This window comes from Armatimonas sp. (genome assembly GCF_031410135.1).
Taxonomy (GTDB): Bacteria; Armatimonadota; Armatimonadia; order Armatimonadales; family Armatimonadaceae; genus Armatimonas.
The window spans coordinates 1-2,846 of the sequence record NZ_JANNYP010000635.1 but is presented as its reverse complement, the minus strand read 5'-3'; the positions used below and the strand labels follow the sequence as shown (position 1 = coordinate 2,846).

Below are 2,846 nucleotides of genomic sequence, written 5' to 3'. Positions count from 1 at the left end.
GTCGGGCGCTTGTCCAGCGGCTGGCCGTCGTAGTCCCGCTCCCCCGCGGGGAAGTAGCGCTCGACTCCAGGGAGGTTGCCGCTGTAGCCACTCTGCGCCTCTAAAAGCCATGGCGCACTCTCTTTTGCGATCAGCTCTTGGTAGAACTCTCGCGGGCGCTTGACGGTCTGGGCGGCGTTGTTGACCAGAATATCTAGATGCGGCAGGCGGGCATTGAGCGCATCCGCGAACGCCTCGACGCCGGGCAGGTTGCGCAGATCAAGCCCCTCCAGGGTCAGCCGCTCCCGCCAGTGCGCCACATCGGGCTCTTGGGCGAAACGCTCGGCGGCATCGCGGGGAAAGCGGGTCGTGACAATCACGTTCGCGCCATCGCGCAGTAATCTTAGCGCAAGCTGGTAGCCGATCTTGATGCGCCCGCCGGTCACCAGGGCAAAGCGCCCGGTCAAGTCCACGCTCTGGTGGCGCTTCTCCCAGCTCTTGGCGGCGCAGGTCGGGCAGAGGCGGTGGTAGAAATGATGGAGCGGGGTGTAGGACTGCTTGCAGATGTAGCACGGCTGCGCCTTGGCTAGCACAACACTCTCCCCGCCCAGCAGACGCGGCTCACTGACTTGTTGCTGCTGTTGCTGCACGAGCCCCGTCTGAGTCTGCGCCGCCCACGACTGCTCCCTCGCCACGCTGCGCTGCGTCTGCCGCTGCCCCCGCTTGCCCTCTCGGTGGATTTTTGCCACGAGCCCCTTGAAGCGCTCGTGCGCATCCATCACCGATGGGTCTTCGGCGATCTCCTGCAAAACGCGCAGCGTGGTCTCTAGCTCGTCGTCGGTGAACAACCTCTCCCCCTACCCCTCTCCCGGTCGCTCATTCTTCGCTGGGAAAGGGGAGCATCCGTTGGGAGAGAGGTGGGATTCGAACCCACACGTCCGCTACGCAAGCGGTGCGCTTCCGGCACCCGCAGGTATTCTGCGTCGCGCTTCCGTTACGCAACTCCCTCCCACACTCTTTATACCGTAAAATACAGGTATGGACGAAAGGCTCATTGCACTCAAAGATCCGACCCTCCTGGTGGTACGCATTGAAGAGATCTGGCAGGGGATACAGACTCCCGACGGGCCCATTGCCGGAGCGATTCTTGTCCACCCCAGCTGTCCACCGGTACTTTTCTGGCACCTCTTTTTGCACCATCCTACGCTGGCGGCGAGCAACCCCTCGTTTCCATTGCTTCTTCTGGAGTCCGAGAGCCTGACCCACCAGAATGCCTGGAATCTGCATCATCTCTTGCGCCGCTCCGATATCCCCGTGTCCGCTCTAGAGCTCCTCACACACGTGGAAGCCCGGAAAGTGGCACAGGAGGCACGTCACCACAGAGGGCTGGCAGGCGACGTTGCGCCGGGCTGGGAGACCGAACTACTTCAAGTGCTTGCCAGCGAGCTCCACCGAGACCGGCGGCTGGTCTGGCTCGCGCGGGTGGGGGCGCTGCCGGAGACGCTCAATGCTGCCTTGCCCTATCCGATCCGACCAACCCCGCTCCCATCCCGCTCATCCCGCGATGTCCCGCTGTACGAGGACTGGGAGCCGCGCTGGCAGTACAATGCCCGGCTTGGCCAGCTTGTGATGGAGAAAGGGCTTGCCCTCCCTGAGAGAGACCAGCGCCATGCCGTGCTAACATTCTTTGCCAGCAGCGACGGCGAGCTGGCCCCCTTGCTTGCCCTCGCGCAAGTTCCTGCGCGGCGCTTGCTCACCAATGCGACTGTCGCTCCGGTATGGTACAAGCGCTTGGGGGCCGCGCTCAACCACCACCTGCCCACTTCTGCCCTCCCGCGCCTCACCGACGACGGCAACCGCTGGGTACGCGCCGTAGCCCAAAAGCGCCTCGCCGATCCAAAGTGGCGTCTATTCTCGTAAAAACAAGAAAGCGGGCAGGATTTGCACCTGCACCTTAGAGTTATGAGCCGCAACGTGCTTCTGTTACACCACCACTTTCCAGATGCATTTTATCAAAGGAGAGAGACGGGACTCGAACCCGCATCTCCGGAATGCAAACCGGCGTGGTTCCCTTCACACCACTCCCTCCCTGGGTTTGGAAAACGAGCCGGAGTCGAACCGGCACCTCCTGAGTGAGAGTCAGACATGCTTCCATTGAACACCACCACTTTCCTAAGAAATTGTATCCGGGCGGAGCGGGTGGGAGTCGAACCCACACCTCTTCAATGCCGTTGAAGCGCGCTTCCATTACGCCACCGCTCCCCGATGCCGCCGGTTGAAACCGGCGTCTGCAATGGCGTGCCGCCACAAAGCCTGTGCCGGGCTGGAGAAGTGGGTAGCCCGGCACGGGCTTCGCGGCGCTTGCGCCACTGCTGACGCCCAATTCCATTGGGTGAGCAAAGAAGGCAGGCGGGAGTCGAACCCGCACTCCGCAGGTTTGCAACCTAGGTCGCTTCCATTACTTACTGCCTTCATTCCTATTTTACCGGTTTGCGGTATAAAAGCTTATGCGCCAGCCTCTTGATATTGCTCGCGAAATTCTTCAGCGCTCTGATGCAACTGCGGATCAGTTGCGGTACGTGTATAGGCAAAGTCATGTTATGCCTAGCCATGAGCTTCCTTGGGCGATGGAGTCGTTAGTGCGAAACCCAAACTGCCCTGCGGATATCTTCACTGAACTCTTTCCCAAGTTTGCAAACCATGCCCTGCAAAATCCGTCTTGGATGCTTTTTTTGCTGGAGGGGAGCTTTCTGATGCACCTAAATCGGGGGTTTGTTTTTACAACCCTTTGGGAGGAATTTTCGTCGCGTCCGCTTCTGGAGGCACTTATTCTGCATCCCATACCGTGGATTGCCGAGGCGGCGCGG

General features: G+C 60.6%; 3 protein-coding genes and 6 tRNA genes. 2 read left to right on the top strand and 7 right to left on the bottom strand.

The window, feature by feature from the left end:
* Positions 1–827: SDR family oxidoreductase (locus RMO15_RS23245; RefSeq protein ID WP_309717939.1), on the bottom strand; the 827-nt coding region annotated here is incomplete at its 3' end.
* Between the two features lie 61 nt (positions 828–888).
* Positions 889–988: transfer RNA gene (locus RMO15_RS23240), tRNA-OTHER, on the bottom strand.
* A gap of 29 nt (positions 989–1,017) precedes the next feature.
* Between RMO15_RS23240 and RMO15_RS23235 the strand changes: the two genes are divergently transcribed.
* Entirely contained in the window at positions 1,018–1,899 is an 882-nt protein-coding gene (locus RMO15_RS23235) for a hypothetical protein (RefSeq protein WP_309717930.1), read from the top strand.
* A gap of 6 nt (positions 1,900–1,905) precedes the next feature.
* Here the strand turns inward: RMO15_RS23235 and RMO15_RS23230 are convergent.
* The 5 genes from RMO15_RS23230 to RMO15_RS23210 all read right to left on the bottom strand — a co-directional run bounded on the left by RMO15_RS23230 (position 1,906) and on the right by RMO15_RS23210 (position 2,451).
* Positions 1,906–1,977 (bottom strand) — tRNA-Met (locus RMO15_RS23230).
* An 18-nt stretch (positions 1,978–1,995) separates the two neighbouring features.
* A tRNA-OTHER gene (locus tag RMO15_RS23225) sits at positions 1,996–2,068 on the bottom strand.
* A gap of 7 nt (positions 2,069–2,075) precedes the next feature.
* Positions 2,076–2,152: transfer RNA gene (locus RMO15_RS23220), tRNA-Glu, on the bottom strand.
* Between the two features lie 18 nt (positions 2,153–2,170).
* Positions 2,171–2,241, bottom strand: a tRNA-Ala gene (locus RMO15_RS23215).
* Positions 2,242–2,380: 139 nt separating this feature from the next.
* Positions 2,381–2,451 (bottom strand) — tRNA-Cys (locus RMO15_RS23210).
* A 35-nt stretch (positions 2,452–2,486) separates the two neighbouring features.
* Here RMO15_RS23210 and RMO15_RS23205 point away from each other — a divergent pair.
* Positions 2,487–2,846, top strand: a 360-nt coding sequence (locus tag RMO15_RS23205) for a hypothetical protein (protein ID WP_309717927.1), incomplete at its 3' end; no start/stop codon positions are given.

Bases quoted from the DNA above. Each gene is read 5' to 3' on its own strand.
- RMO15_RS23235 (WP_309717930.1), top strand. From the start codon at position 1,018: ATGGACGAAAGGCTCATTGCACTCAAAGATCCGACCCTCCTGGTGGTA.